The sequence below is a fragment of the Bacillus niameyensis genome (genome assembly GCF_001375535.1).
Taxonomy (GTDB): domain Bacteria; phylum Bacillota; class Bacilli; order Bacillales; family Bacillaceae_C; genus Lederbergia; species Lederbergia niameyensis.
On sequence record NZ_LN831197.1, the window covers coordinates 3,880,885 to 3,901,097 of the forward strand.

The following is a 20,213-nucleotide window of genomic DNA, read 5'->3' on the forward strand; positions in this document are numbered from 1 at the left end:
CTTTTTTAGTATTAACTTTATCGGCAATTCCTGGTGTTTATGTTCCTTTTCTTTATGGATATGTTCTTAGTTCTATTGCAACTGGATATTGCTATATGAATTTTGAGGAGAAGATTGATGGAATCTTTTTGTTGGTCCATTTTCTATCAGGGGTTACACTCTTATTGATGGTCCGCCAAAGTAAGCGAGTTTTAATCCAAATGGAAGAGATGGCTACAGCTTCTGAAACTAAAATGCATGAGGAAGAAAATTTAGCAAACAAGCTTGATCATGCGATTTCAACAATAATTGGAAACTTAAAGCTTATCCGAGAAAATGCCAATCATTTTGAGACTTCTCAAAAAGAAATGCTTTCTGCTTTGTCGGAAGTAAGTAGTGGAAGTCAAAGTCAATCAGATCATATTACGTATATTGCTGAAAGTACGGATGCTACTAGTGATCTAGTTAAAAACATGAGAAGTAATGTAGAGCACCTCGTTACAGAGGCAAATAGAGGGGGAACAAAGGCAGTCAGTGGTGCAGGGAGAATGAATGATATGAAGGAAAATATCAACGACTTCACTGAATTTTTTAACGGCCTAAATGATACGTTCAATACGTTAACTGAAAAAATTGCTGAAACGAACTCATTTGCCAGCTCGATAAGAGAAATTACTGTACAGACAAATATGCTTTCTCTGAATGCGTCGATTGAAGCTGCAAGAGCTGGTGAGCATGGAAAAGGATTTGCCGTTGTTGCAGAAGAAATTCGAAAACTTTCAGAACTGACGGAAGCTACATTGAAAAAAATTGATGGCAATCTAGAAGAGGTTAATGCCTATAATGATGAGGCTGTGACAAAACTTCAAGAAGGACTTGGACAAATCAATGTTCAAGTTAATTTGACGAATGAATCGACCGCTGTCTTTACGGATATTGCAAATGATACGCAAAATCTACAAAAGAAATTGGAACAACTTTTACATGAGGTCGATCTTGTTTCCGAACATAGTGGAACGATCCAGGAACGCACAAATGAATTTGCTGCTATAGTGGAGGAAAGTAGTGCGGCTATTGGGGAATTCCGTACCTCTCTCATACAGCTTAGCGAGGAACAGAAAAAGACAACTCAATATATAAATGAGACACATGAAGAAGCATTGGCTATTAGGGAATAAGGAAGCTATGATCATAATGTAAATAGATTCCAATTATAGTATAATATGCCTAATGATATGATTCTGGCTATGATTTGAGGGGGAGCGCCATGGGAATCTTCCGTATGGTTGGTAAAGGAATTGGGACAGCAGGTGGTACGTTAATTGGCGGTTCCGTGAAAATAGCCGGGAAAGCAGTTGGCTCCCAATGGAAGGGTGCTGGTGATTGGATAGAGCAAGTTGGAGATGGAGTTCGCACAGCATCCAAAGTTTCTTTTGATAATGCAGGCCAATTTGTTGATGGTGCGCTCCAAGGAACGTATGGCCTTTTAAAAAAAGATGCGCACTCCAAACAAAAGGGATTAGAAGATATAAAGGATTCTGTTGAACGAACAGTGAAAGGAATAGGCTCTACAGTCAGTTATACAGTAAACAATGCGGGCCGCACTTGCCAAGGAATAGCCCAAGGTGATAAGGCTAAAATGACAGAGGGCTTAAAAAATGTTGGAAAAGTAGTAGCCGTGTCGAGCATCGCGATTGGTATTCTCGATTTATTGGACGGTGCAGACGGAGTTTCAGCTGAAGAAATTGACACACGTAATGCTGAATTAAATGGACTCACACATCCTGATACAGGAGTAGAATTCATAGAAAAAACAGTAACACTTCCTGATTCCAGTTTAGTCGAAGGAACATTTCCAGTTTTTGATTCGGGTTTTGAGGTAACTTTGCCTCAGGATGATTATATAGCAACTGACAGTGTTCATTTTACATATGCTAATCATGCTCTCTTTGACCAAATTCAGGAAACCCCAAGACTTGCCGGTGAGTTAGGATTAACAGAGGGAGAGGTTCAGGCACTTCAAACAGGACAAACTCCTGAAGGTTATACATGGCATCATCATGAGGAGCCAGGGAATCTTCAATTAGTTGATGAAGAAACCCATGCAAAGACAGGACACACAGGTGGACGGTCTTTATGGGCGGGTGGCACGGAAAGTCGCTAATTGAACTATTTTATGAAAGGGTGATTTTATTTGGATATAGCCAATTTATCAATAGCATTAAGTCATAATCAGCTTCAACAACAAGCATCACTCCTGGTGACGAAAAAAGCAATGGCAATCGCTACCCAACAAGGACAAGCCTTGACAGATTTATTGCAGTCCTCAAATGTTCAAGCGATTCAACATGCTGCTGAACCGCATTTAGGTGGGAATGTAGATTTGAAATTATAATTAAAATTCTAAGAAGAAATTTATAGAAGCAACTTCTTGAATCGCTTGTGCGGTTGGAAGTTGCTTTTTTTTGATAAGGTAACCACGACATATGATTAAAATATTATCTGTTTTGTGAATATTTTGTTGAATGTTGACGAAATATATTGTGTTTTACAACAGGTTGTTATAGGATAGTTTACTGATAGTTCTAAATAACTAGCTGAAAAGCACTGCTTTTTACTGAGTTCAAAAGCTAAAAAAGACATCTAAGTATGAAAGGAAGATTGAGAGTAGAACTTTTATAAAGATCTTGCCTAATAAACAAGTTTTTTATTAATAACTACTTTTTGGCTATTTTGGGATCCATGGAATAGTCTTTTTTTGTATTTATGATCCTAGTATTTTGCATTCAATCCTTGCTTTCATTATTTACTATAAAGTAATTGAAGATTTTGTCACTTGGAGAAGATGGGTATTCAGTTATGAGCTATTGGAAATTGTAGGAGGTGGCTACTTTCTAGATTGTAAGAATGCATGATAAGGACTAGTTTATCGTGCTAAACAGTATAATATTGAAAATTTCATTGGTAAACGGAAATTTTATTCAGCATCAATTGGCTGTAAGGCTCCTACTTCTAGATTTCGCGGAAAAACCTAGGGGTTAATGGTCAGAAAGGAGTTGCAATAGGATGTTACGTACCTGTCCTTTATTTGTTCCTCTAACAATGAGTAGTGAAGGAAAACCCCTACTCATTAAAGTTCACTTTATAGGGAATTTAGGAGTTGTTCAAGATTGACCATAACAGGGCTTTCTCGATGTGAAGTATTGTTATCACAATTCCAGTTAGAAGACTTGCCTGCTGAACAGGATACGAAAGAATCGTTGAGAAGAATATTCTTATTCATATTCAATAATACAGATATTTACTATCTGGCATTCATACGTGAAGAGACATTAATTCAATATTTAAAAATACATCATGCTCAACAATTTGAATACATATCATTTGTCCAGGCTGTTAGAGATGTAAAATATTTCTTAAGATTTCTGAAGAATAATAAAAAAATAAATTATGAGTTAGAGGTTGATTTATCCTTACAAAATTCTAAACTGTGGATTAATTTATAGTAAGTGTTTATGACATATTTTGTGATCCAGCAATTTAAATAAAAAAGTGGGTGTGTTATATGAAATTATTTCATTTTCTGTCAAAAACAATTCGAACAAAATTGATAGTTGTTTCTTTTCTACTTTTAAGTATACCGCTAATTGTTGTAGGCGTTTTAGCCTTTCAAAAAAGCAGTAACAGTTTAGATCGTTTAGGTGTTACGAATTTAAAAAACAGTGTAGAGATGACGATATCATTGATTGAATCTTTAAATAAGGAGGTCGAAAAAGGGAATCTTACCTTGGAGGAAGCGCAAGAGGAAGTAAAAGTTGCTATATTAGGTGTAAAAGCAACCGATGGGACACGCCCAATAAACCCACTTTTAGATTTAGGGAAAAATGGCTATATCTTTATTTTAGACCAAGAAGGGTATCAAGTTGCACATCCAAATCTCGAAGGAAATAAATTTTGGGACGTTGAAGATTCAAATGGAGTTAAGTTTGTTCAAGAGTTTATTAAAGTTGGTAATGCTGGCGGAGGCATTTCCTACTACGAATGGCCACTCCCGGATGATGAGAATCGGATTGAACAAAAAGTTACCTATTCGAAAGCAGATCCTTATTGGGGCTGGACTGTCAATGCCAGTACTTACATGATGGATTTTAATCAGCCAGCAAAAGAAATATTAAACTTGGTTATACTAGTGATCGCTATGACATTACTAATTGGCCTTTTTATTATTTGGATGTTTTCGAATAGTATTGCTAAACCTCTTATCAAAGTAACAAAGCGCATGGATGTTCTTTCAAGCGGTGATTTGGCCCAAGAGCAACTTGTAATAAAAACAAAGGATGAAATTGGGGAACTTGCTCAATCCATGAATCAGCTGCAAACTCGTTTAAAAGCAATGGTTCTCAATATTTCTGATGCTTCAGAAACAATTGCTAGTCAGAGTGAGGAATTTACTCAATCAGCGAATGAAGTGAATGAAGGTGGACAACAAATCGCGGCAACGATGCAAGAACTATCATCCGCTGCCGAAACTCAAGCCGATAGTGCTACAACACTGAATGAACTAATGGAAGAGTTCAATATAAAAATTAGGGAAGCTTATCAACATGGGGAAGTTGTTGAGAGTTCATCTAATGAAGTTTTGTCAATGGCGGCAGAAGGACGTACCCTTATGAACCGATCTGTAGTTCAAATGGAAAATATTCATGAAAAAGTAAGCCAAGCAGTAGATAATGTCAAAGGCTTAAATGAAGAAACGCAGAAAATCTCAAAACTTGTTCAAGTGATCCAAGAAATTTCAGCGCAAACCAATTTATTATCCTTAAATGCAGCAATCGAAGCTGCAAGAGCAGGTGAACATGGTAAAGGGTTTGCAGTTGTTGCCTCTGAAGTTCGAAAGTTGGCAGAGCAAGTATCAGATTCTGTAGGGGAGATTACGGAGATTGTTGGACATATCCTCGAAGATTCTAATAAAGCGGTTCATTCATTGCAGTCTAGTTATGAGGAAGTAGAAGTTGGGTCAGATCAAATTAAACAAACTGGTTTTACGTTCGGGAATATTAATGAGTCTGTGTCAGAAATGGTTCGGAAAATACAACAGATATCTACTAACCTGAAAGATTTGTCTCAAAATGGTGGAGAAATGTCCAAGGCGATTGAAGAAGTGGCAGCTGTGGCAGAAGAGGCGGCCGCAGGAGTTGAACAGACAGCTGCATCCGCGCAACAATCCAGCAGTTCCATGGAGGAAATTGCGAGCGGAGCAGAAGAACTTGCTACTCTTGCGGAAAAATTAAACGCACAAGTTAGGCAATTCAAGTATTGATAATAACCAATTTGGAAGATTCATTATAAGTTTAAAAGAGAACACTAGTAAAATCGTATCAAGCGGTTACAATTTCAAAATTCGATCTTAAGTTGTAGGGTTTTTCCTGATAGTGAATTATACCGAATTTTGTCATAATAAGAGATATGATAATCGACTATATAGGATTTGTTCGTGATCTTCATAGGAGAAAAGAACGGGGTTTAAATACCTAAAAGTGCTTGTAAACTCCTGTCTAAAGTGAAATTTAGCTAAAGGCAGGAGGACATTTTGAAATTAAAATAATTGGCAGTTTCGAGATAAAGGGTGGCAGGAGGTGTATATGTGAAGACTCGTTTTGGGTTAAAATTGTTTATTTTAATGATTGCATTTGCGATAGTCATTTCTTTTACAATCGTAACAATTGACTATTTAAGGCTTAGAGAACAGGCGATTGATAACAATCAGTTTCAGATACAGAAAATAGAAGATACAGTTGAATATTCATTAAAAACAATCGACAAAGCTTATTTCTTTTTTGATAATGAAACAGCTGTAAAAATGGAAGAGAACACACAATATATTTTAGAGCAATATAAAAAAAATCCTAATTTTGATAAGTGGGATTTTCACAAATTACAACAATTCCTTGGAATGGATATTTATATCATTAATGATAAAAACGTAATTACGCATAGCAATTTTGAAGAAGATATCGGCATGGATTTTTCATTATGCTGTTCAAAGCTTGTTTCAGTCTTAAATGAAAGAAGAAGCACTGGGAGTTTTTATCATGATGGGATGGATATTGAGCAGAAAACAGGCTCGATAAAAAAATACAGTTATATGGCTACACATGATAAACAATACTTGGTTGAACTTGGATATTCACTTGAAAGAGGAACAATATTTAATGAGTTTAACTTTCTGCATGTTAATGAGGAACTCGTTCGAAAATATCCAGCTGTAAATGAAATAAACGTATTGAACATCGGAGGCTATTCGTTAGGAACTCCTGTAGCAGAAAAAAACCTAACAAAGGCAAGAAGAGAAGCATTTGAAAAAACGCTTCAAGATAAACAGACAACAGAAGTAAACGGCGTATGGAAGAATGAAAAAGCTATTTATCGTTATGTTCATTTTGTTTCAGAATTTGACGAAGGAACTACGAAAAATAAAGTAATAGAAATTATTTATAATGAGAAGGAATTACAAGCAGTCCTTAACGATAACAAAAAAGCTTATTATTTACAATTAATAATTATTTTTGCCGTTACTACCTTAATTTCATTCATTATTTCTAGATGGGTCTCCAAACCTATGCATCTAGCTTTTCATGATAGTTTGACAGGTGTTAAAAATAGGACGGCTTTTGATGAATTTTTAGCTTCAAAATTACCAGCTAATCAAACCACAGCTTTAATGATGATAGATCTTGATAATTTTAAAATGGTTAACGACTATTTAGGGCATGATGAAGGCGATAATTTACTGAGATGCGTGGCGGAATGCATTTGTGAGACTGTTAGGAACAAGGGTACAGTGTATAGATATGGCGGAGATGAATTTATCGTGGTTTTACATTCGATTTCAGAGACAGAAGCAGAAAAAACAGCCATGACTTTGATCACTGAGATTGAAAATGTCATTCATCGAAAAAGGGAACTAACTGGATTACGGGTTTCGGCTAGTATTGGTATTTCTCTTTCTAAAGAAAATAATCATGATGCCAAAATGCTATATAAAAGAGCAGATATGGCTTTATATGCTTCTAAAGAAAAAGGGAAAAATCAATACCATTTCTATAGCGGTAACAAGCTAAAGGAGGTTTCTAATAATGGATAGGTTATCAAATCAATCGTTAGTAGAGACATACCTGAAGGCTAAGCGGTTAGGTTTAAGTGAATCATTTATTCAACTGCTTTTGGAAGAAATGAACAAAAGGAATCTTAAAGATGAAGAAATGAGCTTAACGTGCTAAAGCCCTTCAGAAAAGAGGAAATGGAATGAATACGAATGATCAATGTACCCAGAATGACTTGGCTGAAATAATCAGCATGATCTATTCTGGTGCAGCACTCAACAAAGTATTAGAATTTATTACAAAAACCATTGAAAGATCTTTTTATCCTATTCAGGTGCATGCATCTATCATGCTATATGATCCCATTAGGAAAAAGCTTGGAAGTATGATTGGGCCTTCTCTGTCGCAAAATTATATTAAGTCGATTGAACCGATGGATATTGGCCCTTATGAAGGATCATGTGGTACGGCTGCTTTTTTAAAAGTGCCAGTTATTATAGCTGACATCGATGAAGATCCTCTTTGGGATAAGTATCGTAATTTAGCGAATCAAAACGGTTATAGAGCTTGTTGGTCGACTCCAATCTTGTCATCGAAAAATGACTTAATGGGTACATTAGCATTGTATTTTAAAGAAGTTTATCACCCCCATACCGGGCTAATTCAAAAATTACAAGTATACGAGCATCTTACAGCGCTTGCTATTCAGCTTGCATTTAATAAGGAAAAATGTTTCTCGAAAGCAGTACCTTCTACTCCAAGAAGTGAACGGCAGTTTACCACAGAAACCCAAAATGAAAATAGACAATGGAATAGAGAGTTGCAAGAAGCTTTGTTAAAAGAAGAGTTTAAAATTTATTATCAACCATCTTTTGATCTAAAACTAGGGTGCGTAGGCTTGGAGGCTTTAATCCGTTGGAATCATCCTAATTTAGGAATCTTAGCTCCTAATCGTTTTTTACACATAGCTGAGGAAACGGATTTTATATTAGAGCTAGAAAAATGGGTGTTAACCAAAGCTATTAAGGATGTGCAAAGTTTTCAAAATCATGATTTGAAAAATATGACATTATCTGTCAATATTTCCGCAAAGCAATTAGAAAATCCAAATTTCCCTGAAAGAGTACTTCAAATTCTCCAATATTCACTTTTCAACCCTCAGAACCTTATTTTGGAAATTACAGAACGATTTCTTATTAACCTTGAAAATATTGAGACCGTTCGAAAACTGAGAGAGTTGGGAATTAGAATTTCAATTGATGATTTTGGAACTTCGTATTCTTCTCTTCAGTATTTAAAGGATTTGCCAGTAGATGAACTAAAAATTGACCGAAGTTTTATTGATAATATGGAAATGGATTTAAATAAGCAAAAGATTGTAGAAATGATCATTGAGCTTGGGCACCAACTTAATTTGAAAATAGTGGGTGAAGGTATAGAAACAAAAAAGCAATTTCAATTGTTACAGGAAATGCATTGTGATAAGGTTCAAGGATTCTTATTTAGTAAGCCATTACCACTTTCAAAATTCAAAAAAGGAAATCTTCAACAAATAAAAGAACTTGTTACACATCATTTTTAAATAACAAAGGATAAAAATCGATGCACGAATATGGTCAGACATATATAATAATAAATTCCAGTATGTAGAGCAGTTTTAATGATCATCATGTTCTGTATGGGGATACAAAATATAGTGGGAATTGCGACTTAGGAGGGAGAAATATGATTTCTATTCTACTAGCAGATGATCATTCTATAGTTCGATCGGGAATAAAACTTTTAATAGATAGCCAGACTGATATGAAAGTAAATTATGAGGCGGAAAACGGGGAAGAAGCTGTTTTAATAGCGTTAGAAAAGAATCCTGATATTGTCATTATGGATTTAAATATGCCGAAAATAAATGGACTTGTGGCAACAAGGCAAATAAAGGAAACGAAAAGTGATATAAAAATCATAGTATTAACTATGCATGATGACAGAGAATATATCTTTCGTGTTTTGCAAGCGGGTGCATCAAGTTATTTATTAAAAAGTAATCACGATAATGATTTGATAGAGGCAATTAGAACGGTTCATCAGGGAGGCGCCTACTTATATCCCGAAGCTACAAAACATTTACTTGAAGATTACATAAGAAAGTCAAATGAGGAGATGAAGAATCTTCAAATATTGACAGGTCGTGAACAGGCAGTTTTATCCTATTTAGCTAAGGGATATACAAACCGAGAAATTTCTGAACAACTATTTCTGTCCATAAAAACAATTGAATCACATCGTTCTAAAATTATGGAAAAATTAGATTTGAAATCACGTCCTGATTTGGTTAAATACGCTATAAAGAATGGTCTTCTCGACTTTGTTGATTAAGGTTAGGTCATCTATATTCGTTGATGGTCTGCCTTTTTCATGTAAGGGGCTCCATGCCGGTTAATACACATTAAGTTGGTTTTGTTCATTTATCGTTTGTTGGAGAGCAGAATGGGGGAATTAAATGAAACTATTTGAACCGGTTGTTGCTTTCATAAACCGTTTTACTTACATTCAGAAGTTTAACCTAATCGGGACAATAGTCGGAATTCCTATTATTATAATGAGTCTAATGCTGGTTCATACGATAAACAAGGAGATTACAATTATTGAGGTACGGAAAAAAGGAGCAAATTACAACGCTTCATTAAAAGAACTGTTAAGGGATGTGCAGATTCATCGTGGCTTATCCATTCGTTATTTAAGTGGAGACACATCAGTAAAAGCCGCTTTGGCTGAAAAGCAATTATCTATATCTAAAGAACTTAAAACAATAAATGAGTATGATGAGGCGCTAAACATAAACCAAACAATGGAATTGATTCAAGACCAATGGGAGGAGGTAAATTCGCGGATCGGAAGGATCCAAGTACATGAAACAACATCTACCCATAATGAGCTCATTGTGTTGATTACTGATCTAATGGTAACAAACGCTGAAAACTCCGGTTTATACCAATCAAAAAGTAATGGGACTTATTATATGATTGAACATGTAACGAAGACACTCCCTCAATTTACAGATGACTTGGGACGAATTCGGGGCGAAGCGATGAATGTTCTTGTGAAAAAAGAAATCTCACAAGAGCAAAGGGATCAGTACATCACCCTATCGGCTTCTGTTGAACAATCCCTAAAGGAAATTGAATACGGAATTAATATAATATTAGCGGAAAAGCCATTATTGAGAAATAGCTTTAAGGATGTGAGTCAAGCTGTCCTGATAGATACGGGGAATTTCCTACTTAGTGCTAAACAGAATTTGCACCAAACACCAGAGTTTACTAGTGATCCGGAAGAGTTTTTTCAAGCGGCTACATCAATGATTGATGCAGGCTTTCATTTATATGATATTGAAACAAATGAGCTAGAGAAAATAATGATCGAGCAGATGAACGAGTTAAAGAAGAAAAGGCTGTTGATGATTATACTTTCTGTTTTATTTGCAAGTCTAACACTATATTTTTTTATCGTCTTTTACTTGTCCATGCATAGAACGACTGAGGAAGCTAAAATGGCTGGATATTTTTTCACTTACAAATATTTGTTTTTTCCACAGCTTAAACAAATAGCTGATAGCAAGGAAAGAGTAGAGTTAAAATATGAAGAAACTGAGCAGAGACTCTATGAGGTTGAAAAGAAAATGTCTCAACAAGTTTTTCAAGCTCACGAAGATGAAAGAAAGCGTGTATCTAGAGAATTGCATGATGGAATAGGTCAAACAATCTATAGTATTATCGTCCTTTTAAATTTGATAGAATTAGAGAATTTAGATGATTGGAGAACAGATAAAATTAAAAAGGCAAAAGCGATAGCAGCTAATGCGATGAAAGAAGTTAAGCAGATTGCTCGTTCCTTGCGCCCCAGCTCATTGGATGATTTGGGTTTTGTCCCTGCTTTGAAATCATTTATTGAGGAATTCGAAAAAACACATGGAATTTCAGTAATACATGATTTGCCCAGTGATCAAAACAGGTTTAATCCCGACATCGAGACTGTATTGTATCGGATTTGTCAGGAATCATTAACAAATGTAGCGAAATACTCTCAAGCAAATTCAGTCTATGTATGTCTCCACGATTACGAGCAGGAAATATTATTAACGGTTTATGATGACGGACAGGGATTCTATGTGGACAAATCTGTACAAGACAGCCAGCGAAAGGGAATCGGATTATTTAGTATGAAGGAGCGTGCAGAAGGATTAGAGGGTTCATTTCAAATCAGTTCAAAATTAAATCAAGGGACAACTATCAAGGTGCGCATTCCGAAGAATCAATCAAAATAGTATAGTCACTTTTAAAAAAATATGGTTTTTTTCGTTGGAAATGTGGGAAAAACCCTATAGATTTTAGCGATAAAAATCGGAGATAATGGGTAATGTCTTTATAGAAGATTAAATTTTTATTACATTACGCTTTTTAAAATGAGGTGATCCAGTGGTTGAAGTAAAACGTGGTCCTTTTGGACAAGAAGTAATAGTAGAGGAAAATCGATTTTCAAGATTGTTGTTTGTTAGTACTAGATTATCATGGCTTTGGTTGATTCTCCGTGTATATTTAGGTTACTCATGGCTAACATCGGGTCTAGGGAAAATTGGTGCAGATGCATGGACGGGAGCAAATGCTGGTGCTGCGATTAAAGGTTTCACTGGTGGAGCGGTAGCTAAAGCTGCAGACGGTGATGTATCGACATGGTATGCCTGGTTTTTGGAAAACGTAGTGATGCCAAATGCTGTCCCATTTTCTTACATGGTGGCATACGGTGAAGTACTAGTAGGCATTGGTCTAATTATCGGTTGTTTAACAGGAATTGCTGCCTTTTTCGGGGCATTGATGAATATCTCATTTTTGCTAGCGGGGACAGTCAGCTCTAATCCAGTGATGTTTATCATAGCCATCATATTAATTATGGCGTGGAAAGTTGCTGGTTGGTATGGTGTGGATCGTTGGGCACTCCCATTTTTAGGGACACCATGGAAGCCGAGAAGAGAAAATTAAAAAGAATCTCTAATAAAAAAACTATGCTTATTGTTCGTAAAAATAAGCATAGTTTTTTTATGATTAAATATTTTACTTTAAGAGTGAACCCTGCTATCAAGATCACTTAGGGATTTTTATCCAATAGTCACCATTTGGATAAAGATCCCAATAAACAAATTACTAAATATAAATTATAATAGGAAAGTCCTTTACGTGCTTGAGTAGATAGGGGCTACACTCTGTATGAAAGGCAAATCACTTATATCATAAAGAGAAAGGAAAATGACTATAAATGGCAGTTAACGAGCTTCCGCGCTATGCCGTTTTGTACTCGCAGTTTCAAACTGATCATTTGCATCTTGATGACGATCAGAAAAAGTCTTTGGATAGACTGTTTTGTTTCCTATATGAACACTCAGATGTTTATTATTTAGCGTTCGTTCGTGAAACAATTTTAAGGGATTATTTAAAATATCATGCTTCAACTAGTTTTGAATCAATCTCTTTTTTACAAGCGATAAAGGATATTAAAATTTTTCTATGTTTTATTAGAAATACAAAAGAGATTAATCGCGAATTACAAATTGATTTTAGTATTAAAAATATTTATATGTGGATCGAATTATAACAGTTGCTCAATATTCTGGAGAAGGTGTAATCATTGAAATTATTTAATTTTTTCTCTTCATCTATAAAAGTAAAATTAATTTCCATATCATTTCTTTTGTTATCAATTCCTCTTATAATAACGGGAATTATGACATATAAAAGTAGTTCGAAAAGCTTAGATGAACTAGGTGCAACAAATTTAAAAAATAGTGTGGAAATGACGATCTCCTTCATCGATTCCCTAAACAAGGAAGTTGAAAAAGGAACTCTAACCTTGGAAGAAGCTCAAGAAAAAGTAAAGGTAGCAGTTATTGGAGAAAAGAAGGCGGATGGTAAAAGAGAGATTAATCCGAACCTTAATTTAGGTGAAAATGGATATGTTTTTATTTTAGATCCAAATGGGATTCAAGTTGCAGACCCGTATGCAGAAGGGGAAAATTTATGGGACTTGAAAGATTTGAGCGGTGAGAAAGTTGTCCAAAAAATGATTGAAACGGGCAATGATGGTGGTGGATACACATATTACGATTGGTATCTTCCGGATAGTAAAGAAACTGATAAAAAGATCACTTATTCAAAAACAGATCCCAATTGGGGCTGGACTGTTAATGGAAGTACATATATGACGGACTTCAATCAACCAGCCACACATCTACTACAACTAGTGCTATTGATCATCGGTATTACATTGCTAGCAGGAACATTCATTGTTTGGATTTTTGCCAATAGTATTGCTAAACCAGTTAATAAAGTATCAAAACAAATGGGCTATTTAGCAAATGGTGATTTAACACATGATCCCCTCGAAATTAAGTCTCAAGATGAAATCGGAAATTTGGCAAGAGCGATGAATGAGATGCAAAGCCAATTAAAGGAAATTATCTATAGTGTTTCTGTAGCAACTGAGACGATTACAAGTCAGAGTGAAGAGTTTTCTCAATCAGCCAACGAGGTAAAAGAGGGTGGCGAACAAATAGCAGGAACAATGCAGGAATTAGCGACTGCTGCCGAAATGCAAGCCGATAGTGCTACAACGCTGAACGAAAAAATGGATGAATTAAATGGCCGGATTTTTGAAGCCAATCAGCATGGAAAATCCGTAGAAATCGCTTCTGCCAGTGTGTTGAAAATGGCTGAAGATGGAAGCGGACTAATGGATAAGTCGGTCGACCAGATGGAAAACATTCATCATAAAGTGAATGTCGCTGTAAAAAATGTTAGGGACTTAAACGAAGAGACGAGAAAAATTTCTAAGCTCGTTAGCGTGATTGAAGATATTGCAGCACAAACGAATTTATTATCGTTAAATGCAGCTATTGAGGCAGCACGTGCAGGGGAGCATGGAAAGGGATTTGCTGTTGTTGCATCGGAAGTAAGGAAGTTGGCCGAACAAGTAACAAGTTCTGTCGGTGAAATAACAACGATCGTAAACCATATTTTACAAAATGCTGATAGAACAGTTGATTCATTGGAATCCAGTTATGTAGAAGTAGAAAATGGAACAAAGCAAATAGAAACTACAGGACGTACCTTTGGAGAAATCACCCAGTCCGTTTCAGATATGGTTCAAAAAATCCAAGGGATTTCCGAAAACCTGAAGGAATTGACAAACAAAAGCGGCGAAATGTCCAAAGCAATTGAGGACGTAGCAGCAGTGTCAGAAGAAGCAGCAGCAGGAGTTGAACAAACAGCCGCATCTGCAGAGCAATCGAGCAGTTCTATGGAGGAAATTGCTAATGGTGCTGTAGAACTTGCAACTTTAGCGGAGAGTTTGAACAATCAAGTAAGGAAATTTAGACTGTAGTAGGAAAGTTGTGGAAGCGAAAATCTTCATAGATGTACGAAGGAACATGTATAATGGTCGTAAAGAGGAAATAATGAATTTTAAATGTCTGTGTATGTCCTTAATATAAGAAACATGCTAAAGTGTGATTAATCTCACAGTAATATTTATTTAAAGGCCTATGATATAGGAAAACCCGTCATATTAGGAGGGAGTATATGACTGAGCCACGTTTACAAACCCTTTACAGTCAAATTGGTGCTGAAAAGATAGAAGAGTTGGTCAATGCCTTTTATCCGAAAGTGTATTCGGATCCGAATTTAATTCCAATTTTCCAAGGGGATATGAGAGAAATTATGAGAAAGCAACGAATGTTTCTTACTCAGTTTACTGGTGGGCCGCCCCTTTTCAGTGAAGAATTTGGCCCACCAGCTATGAGACGACGTCATTTACCGTTTGAAATTACGCCAACGCGTGCGCAAAGTTGGCTACGGTGCATGCATGAGGCTTTTGAAGAAACAGGATTAATTGACCATCCTGCTGGGGGAATGTTTTTTGAGCGATTGACTCAAGTTGCGGCTATTATGGTTAATACAGAAGAAGACGAAACGGTTGAGTCATAAACTAGGAAATATCTTTATTTCAAGTCAGTCTTAGAAAATGGGCTGACTTGTTTTTTTTATGATTTCAATTTTTCCAAATATCCTTCGATTGCCCTTCGATGGCTGCCAATCATATCATTTGGAAGACGATCAATTGGATAATATTCGATCGAAAGAGATTCATCATCATGAACCATTGCTCTCCCATGCAAAATATCCTTAGTCGCATAGACGATCGTTACAACAAAAAACTCATCCCCATTTTCGGCTCTTACAAAATTTTTCGCTCCAGATGAGATGGATATTAGTTCTAATTCTCCAATTGTTAATCCTGTTTCTTCAAATACTTCTCTTCGTGCACATTCCTCAGTTGATTCCGTTAACTCCATTAACCCTCCAGGAAGCCCCCATACACCATGTGGGTATTTTCGTTGTTGTAATAACACATCATTATTTTTGTTTAAAATGATGACGATGGAACCAACTAGAATGAGCGGGCGATGTCCAACGATTTTTCGTAACTCTTCAACGTATCCCACCCTTTTTCCACACCCTTCTGAAAATAAAAAAGATTCTAATCTTATTCTATTATGTAGGATTTTTATTGTCTAGCTCCAGCGCCCAGCGCCTATCAAACTTTCCGCTTCTTCCTACGATAAGTCAACATCGATTCGCCATTGGCTCACCGTGTTTCCTTTAGCTCAGGCCAACAGGACGTTGGTCAGAACGGCGTTGCACCAAGACGGCGCGTCTTTAGCCGTTCATCCTTACTTGAAAATTCGTTAATCTCTCTATAATCCTCATAATTTTAGTCAAGTTGGTAAAAAATAGACTAACATCTTCCGGGAGTGATTTTATGAGAAAATCGATTCTTATTTTGATTTCAGTGATGATTTGTATCGGGTTTGCACCATATGTTGGGGCAACTGGCAAACCTTCTGCGATTTTGGAATATAAACATGATGTGACAGGGGACGGACAGCCTGATAATTTAATTGTTTATGGTGTGCCAATTAAGGAAAATAAAAATTTTTATCAAGAAGTTTGGGTTGAAATCGAACAGTCTAATGGACAAAAGCTAAGGATTGACTATGAAGGAGGTTTTGAACCGAAATTAGATTTTAGGGATTTGAATCATGATGGCATTGACGATATTTTATTCTCAAGTGCAACGGGTGGCAGTGGGGGCCTAAATAATTATGCTCTCCATACAGTTGCGAATGGGAAAGTACAAGAAATAGATCTGCCATCACTCCAGATTGACGGTTATTTTGAAGAAGACTTCGAAGCAGTCATTAAGATTGAGGGTCTTAAAAAGCCAATTCTACTTGATCTCTGGAATCGGAAAAAGGATTATTTATCACTTGGATTATATCAAGAAAACGGTATGTTAAACGAACCAACGGAACTAATGATTGATCCAATAGCGGTATATGAAATTATTCCTTTGAAAAAAGGTTATGGGTTGAAAGGTTATCGTCAAATTAGTGGAGCTTACCACGCGGATCGACTTGGAACAGTAGAAACCCAATGGTATTACACAAAAGGCAAATGGACACCTGTCGAGATTAAATGGGTGCCTGTCACGCCCCGAAATTTGTCGAAAGTGAAAGGGGAGTAAGGTGTGTCTTTAGTCTATGAAGAAGCTACTAAAAAACAACATGTGAAATTGTAAAAATTTCGCATGTTGTTTTAGTGTTAGAACTACTTTAATTTTTATCCGTTGCTAAACAGGCTTTAATCGTCTCGATAATCGCAGCTTTAACGTCGTCCTTTTCATATTTCAAAATTGGCATTGTATCATTCGGATCAATGTAGGCATCTCGGCTTTGGATGTCTGCTGTTGTTGCGAGATGAATGCCATGTTCTTTTCCAGCTTCAGCTGTCTGGCTATCAAGCTGAGCCATTGCTGGTTTCATTTGTTCTATAGGAACAGCTTGGATAACTGTGTCTTTTTGTCCAAGAACATCGGCAATCATTTGGAAGAATTCTGCATGCTTCATATTCGTATCGGAAATCGCATATTTTCCACCATGCTTTCCATGTTCTAAAGCCCCGACTGTTGCCTGGGCTACCTGTTTAACAGTTACCATGGCAGTCCCACCGCCAAGTACTGGAACGAAGTCTTTTCCTTGGATTTGCGGTAAAAACATTTTCCATAGAGGGACGCGTCCTGGCATTAAGCCGAAAATATAAGGGAGTCGAAGTGACATGACATCCATTTGTCCTTCACCTTCAAGAAAAGCTACTTGTTCCTGTAATAATCTTGTTCTTGGATAGGCTTCCGATTTTAAATCTAAGTCTGTCCATTTCTCAGCAAAGTGAGCAAAGTAAGAACCATAGAGGACAAATCTTTTTACTCCAGCTACTCGTGCTAAACGTGCCATTCTTTGTGTTGGTAATACATTGGCTTTATAAAAATAGTGGGCAGCAGGTGCATCGGGTACAACGCGTTCATCCTCACCAGCAGCATAGACAAACATATCTTTTCCTTTTAATAGGTCTAATACCTGATCATCGCTCATTTCATTGATGTTACCAAGATGGCACTCTACGTCAGAAGGTAACAATTCAGCAGCCGGCATTGGTGGCAAAGAAACGGTTGAAACATGATAGCCACGATTCAATAATTCTTGTGTAGTATGGTAACCAAGTAGCCCAGTACCGCCTAGGATAAATACATTTTTCATATAGATCATCCCTCCAATAAGGTTTGTGAAATAATTAACAATATCTTTATGATTTTATTATAGCACGGTTTTATGAGGAGGAATATGTATTATTTGTGAAGTGTTGAACAAGTGTATAAAAGTATTTTTGCATAAAAAATACGTTGGAGAAACCTCCAACGCAAGTAATTCGACAAAATCCGGGGCGTGCCAGGCACCTATCAAGCCAAACTTATCTAAATTTTATAAAATGATTCTTTCTTGTTTTTCAGCCGAGACGAGTGTAGCTTTGACAGCTTTTATGCCATTAATCAAGTTGCTATAAGAGAATTTCAATGGTTTCCCATCTAAAACACAATCGGCAAAATCATCGGCTTGTAATTTATATTGATTTATATTCTCATCTGGGATTGTTTCACTGACACCATTTTTAACAATCGTATAAGATTGATCACCAAGAAAAGCGTGATTTAAAATAAATCTTCCTCTCGAGCCTAAAATTTCGAGTTCGTTTCGCCCAGCTGCCCACATAGCACAGTCGAAAGTTAGTGCAACTCCGTTTGAAAATTCCATTAATCCGGAAGCCATCATATCAACATTACCGTGTTCAGGTGAGAAGAAGGCATGGGCTGTGACAGCGCTAGGCTCTTCATCAAGAATAAATCTGGCTGTGCTGATTGGGTAGCAACCAATATCGTAAATAGATCCACCGCCCCATTCTTTTGTAAAACGGATATTGTTCTGACTCTGTGAGCTATCGAAAGTAAAGACGCCATGGATTCCACGAATATCCCCAATTTCTCCATTTTCTATTCTCGATTTAATATCGACAAGTCGAGGTTGATGCCTGTGCTTATAGGCTTCCACTAAAATGACTCCAGCTTTCGCACATGCTGCCACCATTTCCGTTGCTTCCTTTTCATCTAAGGCAATCGGCTTTTCACAGAGAATATGCTTTCCAGCCTCCGCAGCCTTAATCGTCCATGGTTATGTAAGTGATTCGGTAGTGGAATGTAAACGGCATCAATTTGAGGGTCATTTAATAAATCCTCATAACTTCCGTAAGCATTGGCAATCCCTAATTCCCCAGCAAACTTTTGAGCTCTTTCTAAGTTCCTGCTTGCTACAGCTACAACCTCATTTCGGTCAGATTCTAGCAGACCTGGAATCACAGAGCGCTTACCGATATTTGCTGTACTCAAAATTCCCCAACGAACTCTCCTCTCAGTCACTTCCATTCCTCCTCGTAATAAATTTCAAGAATAGTATAACGTAAGGTAGAAAATTCAGATATCTTAACTTCCGTTATATAGAATGAAGTTTAAATGGGTGCCTGGCACGCCCCGAAATTTGTCGAAAATCAAAAGGAAGGTGAGCCCGCTCTCAGCTAATTAAAAACAACATGCGAATATTCGCATGTTGTCTTTAAGATTGGTTTGAAGAGGGACACAAACACGGTGATTTTTCTTAAGAATGTCCATCATGCGCTCCGCTTTAATCACCAGTTACGAATCAAGATATCCGCAAATCAAGCCATTTTATTTCATCTTCGGTAAGCCGAATGTTGGCAGCTTCCCGACATGATTTCATTTCTTGTTGATTTTGCGGGCCGATAATGGCGGCTGCCGGGAATGATTGATTTAAGACATAGGCTAAGCTTATTTGAATCGTTTCTACCCCTTTATCTTTAGCCAATTTCTCAGCGCGGCGATAGCGCTCCCAATTTTCATCATTGTAAAAAACGCGAACTAAATCAGCATTCGAACGGTCTTCGGGTGAAAAACGCCCCGTAAAAAAGCCGCGAGCTTGGGATGACCAGGAAAAGAGCGGTAACTTACTACTCTCATGCCAGGCAAGCATAGGCTCGTCTACTGATACACAACCAGCCCAATACGGTTCTTGAGCTTTGGCCAAACTGAGATTAGGACTGCTAAAAGAGAATCCGATGAGACTATGTTTTTCCGCATATTCATTTGCTTCCTGCAGACGCTCAGCCGACCAATTCGAACCACCGAATGCTCCGATCCGCCCAGCTTCTACATGAGCATTTAGGATTTCTAAAATTTCACCTACAGGAACATTCGGGTCATCGCGGTGAAGTGCATATAATTCAACATAGTCTGTGCGCAATCGTTCCAAGCTAATTTGCAGTTCTTGATCAATCGCCTTTTTATTTATTTGCGGACCTTCCTGATTGGGGTGGCCACCTTTTGTTAATATAATAACATCATCACGACGTTTATTTTCTTCCATCCAAATTCCGATGGCGGCTTCACTTTTTCCACCGCAATAAATATGGGCAGTGTCAATCGTATTACCGCCAATTTCAATAAAGTCGTTTAAAACTTCGGTTACTTTATCAATCGTTTCGGGTGTGAAATAATCGGACCCCATAACTAAGCTCGAAATTTCTCGATTCAATCCATTTACTTGGATACTTTTCATAAAAAATC

At 36.9% G+C, this 20,213-nt stretch carries 19 protein-coding genes; 14 read left to right on the forward strand and 5 right to left on the reverse strand.

From position 1 onward, the window contains the following. Positions 1-536: 536 nt before the first annotated feature. From BN1243_RS23105 to BN1243_RS17875, 13 genes are all read left to right on the forward strand, one after another. Positions 537-1,157, forward strand: a complete 621-nt coding sequence (locus BN1243_RS23105; RefSeq protein ID WP_407638896.1) for a methyl-accepting chemotaxis protein — start codon at positions 537-539, stop codon at positions 1,155-1,157. Between the two features lie 89 nt (positions 1,158-1,246). Further along, complete coding sequence (locus BN1243_RS17820; protein ID WP_062109071.1) at positions 1,247-2,143, forward strand: HNH endonuclease; 897 nt, start codon at positions 1,247-1,249, stop codon at positions 2,141-2,143. Between the two features lie 30 nt (positions 2,144-2,173). Beyond that, entirely contained in the window at positions 2,174-2,374 is a 201-nt protein-coding gene (locus BN1243_RS17825; protein ID WP_062109073.1) for a YjfB family protein, read from the forward strand. A gap of 1,170 nt (positions 2,375-3,544) precedes the next feature. Further along, entirely contained in the window at positions 3,545-5,299 is a 1,755-nt protein-coding gene (locus BN1243_RS17835; protein WP_062109077.1) for a methyl-accepting chemotaxis protein, read from the forward strand. A gap of 324 nt (positions 5,300-5,623) precedes the next feature. Then, positions 5,624-7,123, forward strand: coding sequence for a GGDEF domain-containing protein (locus BN1243_RS17840; protein WP_062109079.1), 1,500 nt, complete (start codon positions 5,624-5,626; stop codon positions 7,121-7,123). Next, positions 7,116-7,259 carry a sporulation histidine kinase inhibitor Sda gene (gene sda, locus BN1243_RS21880; protein ID WP_084782087.1) on the forward strand — a complete coding sequence of 48 codons (144 nt, stop codon included), beginning with the start codon at positions 7,116-7,118 and terminating at the stop codon, positions 7,257-7,259. Before BN1243_RS17840 ends, sda begins: the two co-directional genes overlap by 8 nt. 25 nt (positions 7,260-7,284) lie before the next feature. Then, complete coding sequence (locus tag BN1243_RS17845; RefSeq protein ID WP_062109081.1) at positions 7,285-8,664, forward strand: sensor domain-containing phosphodiesterase; 1,380 nt, start codon at positions 7,285-7,287, stop codon at positions 8,662-8,664. Positions 8,665-8,807: 143 nt separating this feature from the next. Beyond that, on the forward strand, positions 8,808-9,455 hold the full coding sequence (locus BN1243_RS17850) for a response regulator (protein ID WP_062109083.1): 648 nt from the start codon (positions 8,808-8,810) through the stop codon (positions 9,453-9,455). A 124-nt stretch (positions 9,456-9,579) separates the two neighbouring features. Next, on the forward strand, positions 9,580-11,403 hold the full coding sequence (locus BN1243_RS17855) for a sensor histidine kinase (RefSeq protein ID WP_062109085.1): 1,824 nt from the start codon (positions 9,580-9,582) through the stop codon (positions 11,401-11,403). A gap of 151 nt (positions 11,404-11,554) precedes the next feature. Beyond that, positions 11,555-12,115: a DoxX family protein gene (locus tag BN1243_RS17860; protein ID WP_062109087.1), complete on the forward strand. Its 561-nt coding sequence runs from the start codon at positions 11,555-11,557 to the stop codon at positions 12,113-12,115. A 274-nt stretch (positions 12,116-12,389) separates the two neighbouring features. Beyond that, positions 12,390-12,725, forward strand: a complete 336-nt coding sequence (locus BN1243_RS17865; RefSeq protein WP_062109089.1) for a hypothetical protein — start codon at positions 12,390-12,392, stop codon at positions 12,723-12,725. 33 nt (positions 12,726-12,758) lie between these two features. Continuing rightward, a complete protein-coding gene (locus BN1243_RS17870; RefSeq protein ID WP_062109091.1) occupies positions 12,759-14,510 on the forward strand; it encodes a methyl-accepting chemotaxis protein in 1,752 nt (583 codons plus the stop codon). A gap of 197 nt (positions 14,511-14,707) precedes the next feature. Then, positions 14,708-15,112 (forward strand): globin domain-containing protein, encoded by a 405-nt coding sequence (locus BN1243_RS17875; protein WP_062109093.1) that lies wholly within the window; start codon positions 14,708-14,710, stop codon positions 15,110-15,112. A 56-nt stretch (positions 15,113-15,168) separates the two neighbouring features. Here BN1243_RS17875 and BN1243_RS17880 read toward each other — a convergent pair whose 3' ends face one another. Next, a complete protein-coding gene (locus BN1243_RS17880; RefSeq protein ID WP_062109095.1) occupies positions 15,169-15,630 on the reverse strand; it encodes an NUDIX hydrolase in 462 nt (153 codons plus the stop codon). 317 nt (positions 15,631-15,947) lie between these two features. Here BN1243_RS17880 and BN1243_RS17885 point away from each other — a divergent pair, with 317 nt between their 5' ends. Beyond that, positions 15,948-16,712 carry a hypothetical protein gene (locus BN1243_RS17885; protein ID WP_062109097.1) on the forward strand — a complete coding sequence of 255 codons (765 nt, stop codon included), beginning with the start codon at positions 15,948-15,950 and terminating at the stop codon, positions 16,710-16,712. A gap of 88 nt (positions 16,713-16,800) precedes the next feature. Here the strand turns inward: BN1243_RS17885 and BN1243_RS17890 are convergent, their stop codons facing one another. The 4 genes from BN1243_RS17890 to BN1243_RS17900 all read right to left on the reverse strand — a co-directional run bounded on the left by BN1243_RS17890 (position 16,801) and on the right by BN1243_RS17900 (position 20,205). Further along, entirely contained in the window at positions 16,801-17,781 is a 981-nt protein-coding gene (locus BN1243_RS17890) for an NAD-dependent epimerase/dehydratase family protein (RefSeq protein WP_062109099.1), read from the reverse strand. Between the two features lie 222 nt (positions 17,782-18,003). Continuing rightward, complete coding sequence (locus tag BN1243_RS17895; RefSeq protein ID WP_326569849.1) at positions 18,004-18,663, reverse strand: Gfo/Idh/MocA family protein; 660 nt, start codon at positions 18,661-18,663, stop codon at positions 18,004-18,006. A gap of 20 nt (positions 18,664-18,683) precedes the next feature. Beyond that, complete coding sequence (locus BN1243_RS22960; protein ID WP_326569850.1) at positions 18,684-18,992, reverse strand: Gfo/Idh/MocA family protein; 309 nt, start codon at positions 18,990-18,992, stop codon at positions 18,684-18,686. Between the two features lie 280 nt (positions 18,993-19,272). Then, positions 19,273-20,205 carry an aldo/keto reductase gene (locus tag BN1243_RS17900; protein ID WP_062109101.1) on the reverse strand — a complete coding sequence of 311 codons (933 nt, stop codon included), beginning with the start codon at positions 20,203-20,205 and terminating at the stop codon, positions 19,273-19,275. Positions 20,206-20,213: the final 8 nt, after the last annotated feature.

Coding starts and splice junctions, on each gene's coding strand:
- BN1243_RS23105 (WP_407638896.1), top strand. CDS start 537: ATGAAGGAAAATATCAACGACTTCACTGAATTTTTTAACGGCCTAAAT.
- BN1243_RS17820 (WP_062109071.1), top strand. CDS start 1,247: ATGGGAATCTTCCGTATGGTTGGTAAAGGAATTGGGACAGCAGGTGGT.
- BN1243_RS17835 (WP_062109077.1), top strand. CDS start 3,545: ATGAAATTATTTCATTTTCTGTCAAAAACAATTCGAACAAAATTGATA.
- sda (WP_084782087.1), top strand. CDS start 7,116: ATGGATAGGTTATCAAATCAATCGTTAGTAGAGACATACCTGAAGGCT.
- BN1243_RS17845 (WP_062109081.1), top strand. CDS start 7,285: ATGAATACGAATGATCAATGTACCCAGAATGACTTGGCTGAAATAATC.
- BN1243_RS17850 (WP_062109083.1), top strand. CDS start 8,808: ATGATTTCTATTCTACTAGCAGATGATCATTCTATAGTTCGATCGGGA.
- BN1243_RS17855 (WP_062109085.1), top strand. CDS start 9,580: ATGAAACTATTTGAACCGGTTGTTGCTTTCATAAACCGTTTTACTTAC.
- BN1243_RS17865 (WP_062109089.1), top strand. CDS start 12,390: ATGGCAGTTAACGAGCTTCCGCGCTATGCCGTTTTGTACTCGCAGTTT.
- BN1243_RS17875 (WP_062109093.1), top strand. CDS start 14,708: ATGACTGAGCCACGTTTACAAACCCTTTACAGTCAAATTGGTGCTGAA.
- BN1243_RS17885 (WP_062109097.1), top strand. CDS start 15,948: ATGAGAAAATCGATTCTTATTTTGATTTCAGTGATGATTTGTATCGGG.
- BN1243_RS17890 (WP_062109099.1), bottom strand. CDS start 17,781: ATGAAAAATGTATTTATCCTAGGCGGTACTGGGCTACTTGGTTACCAT.
- BN1243_RS17895 (WP_326569849.1), bottom strand. CDS start 18,663: ATGGTGGCAGCATGTGCGAAAGCTGGAGTCATTTTAGTGGAAGCCTAT.
- BN1243_RS17900 (WP_062109101.1), bottom strand. CDS start 20,205: ATGAAAAGTATCCAAGTAAATGGATTGAATCGAGAAATTTCGAGCTTA.